The following is a 1,428-nucleotide window of genomic DNA, read 5'->3' as shown; positions in this document are numbered from 1 at the left end:
TTATGAGCATTTAGAGGGAATTGAATTGCCAACATTCGTCAAACAACACCGTAGAGGCAAAACCACGCACACCTATACCTCCCGCTATCTCAACCAAGTTCCGCTTAAAGATGGAGACGATGCATTGTGGGTCAATTGGTGTGAACTGACGATTACCAATGCCGATGGGGAGATCCTCTATCAGAATGCGTGGGCCAGCAATTACCTCATTGAACACCAGACCGTTGAAGCTTTGGTATTGTCCGCACGGGCACGATGGAAGGTCGAAAATGAAAACAACAATACCCTCAAGACGAAGGGCTACAATTTAGAGCATAACTTTGGCCATGGGCAAGAGCACTTAGCGTCATTCCTCGCAACGCTCAATCTACTGGCGTTTTTGTTTCATACCACCTTGGAGTTACTCGATACAAACTATCAACTGCTTAGAGAGCATTTACCCTCTCGAAAGACCTTTTTTGATGATCTAAGAGGGTGTTTGAAAAGGTCGTGATGCCGTAAAAAAGCCCACTCGGTGTATCTTGCATGTTGTAGTTCATTGCAAGCGAGTAGGCCACATGCGAACAGCATATCCCAGTGATCTCACCCAAGACCAATTTGCGACGCTTCAACCCTTGCTTCCTGCGGCTAAACCCGGCGGTCGTCCCCGTAGTGTTGATATGTGGGCCGTCCTCAACGCCATTATGTATGTCTTGGTCACGGGCATTCAATGGCGGGCACTCCCGTCCGATTTTCCTAAATGGCAAACGGTCTACACCTACTTCCGGAAGTGGAAGAAGGACGGAACGTGGCTCAAAATCTATGATGAACTTTACCGCCGAGAACGCATTCTTCAAGGCCGACAAGAGAGTCCATCTGAGGTGGTCATTGATAGCCAGAGTGTCAAAACATCCGCCATGATTGATGAGGCGGTGGGCTTTGATGCCGGCAAGAAGATTAAAGGGCGAAAGCGCTTTGCCGTCGTGGATACGCTGGGATTGCTACTACGGGTGTGGGTGACCTCTGCCAAGACTCCTGAACGAGCAGGTGCTAAAACCGCTCTCAAGCGGGTGAAAGCCCTGGGTAAGCGAGTACACCGCATCCATACCGTATGGGCGGATGGCGGATTTAGTGGACCTGATTTCATGATGTGGGTGATGGATATCTGTCACTGGCTGGTTCAGGTCGTGCTACGTCCCGAACAAACAAAAGGGTTCGTTCTGCTCAAAAAACGGTGGGTCGTTGAGCGTACCTTTGGATGGCTCATGCAGTGCCGTCGATTGGTCCGAGACTATGAACGATTACCCGAGACATCTGAGACGTTTATCTACGTGTCGATGATACGGATATTGGTGCGGCGACAGGCATAGAATTTGACCTCTTTAAGCTTTTAAAACATCCTCTAAGCTAAAATCTAGAATCCAAAACCCCAAGATGAAACGCTTTTTA

General features: G+C 48.8%; 1 protein-coding gene and 1 pseudogene. Both read left to right on the top strand.

The genetic code is table 11. The features are described from left to right. Window positions 1–493 (top strand): annotated as a pseudogene (locus tag F6K13_RS33130) (ISNCY family transposase); the annotation flags it as partial. Window positions 494–557: 64 nt separating this feature from the next. Next, complete coding sequence (locus F6K13_RS33125) at window positions 558–1,349, top strand: IS5 family transposase (RefSeq protein WP_287289923.1); 792 nt, start codon at window positions 558–560, stop codon at window positions 1,347–1,349. The last annotated feature ends 79 nt before the right edge of the window (window positions 1,350–1,428 follow it).

The sequence above is a fragment of the Okeania sp. SIO2B9 genome (assembly GCF_010672505.1).
GTDB lineage: Bacteria > Cyanobacteriota > Cyanobacteriia > Cyanobacteriales > Microcoleaceae > Okeania > Okeania hirsuta.
The sequence above is the reverse complement of the archived record's forward strand: the minus strand, read 5'-3'. Positions and strand labels throughout refer to the sequence as shown.

Coding starts and splice junctions, on each gene's coding strand:
- F6K13_RS33125 (WP_287289923.1), top strand. CDS start 558: ATGCGAACAGCATATCCCAGTGATCTCACCCAAGACCAATTTGCGACG.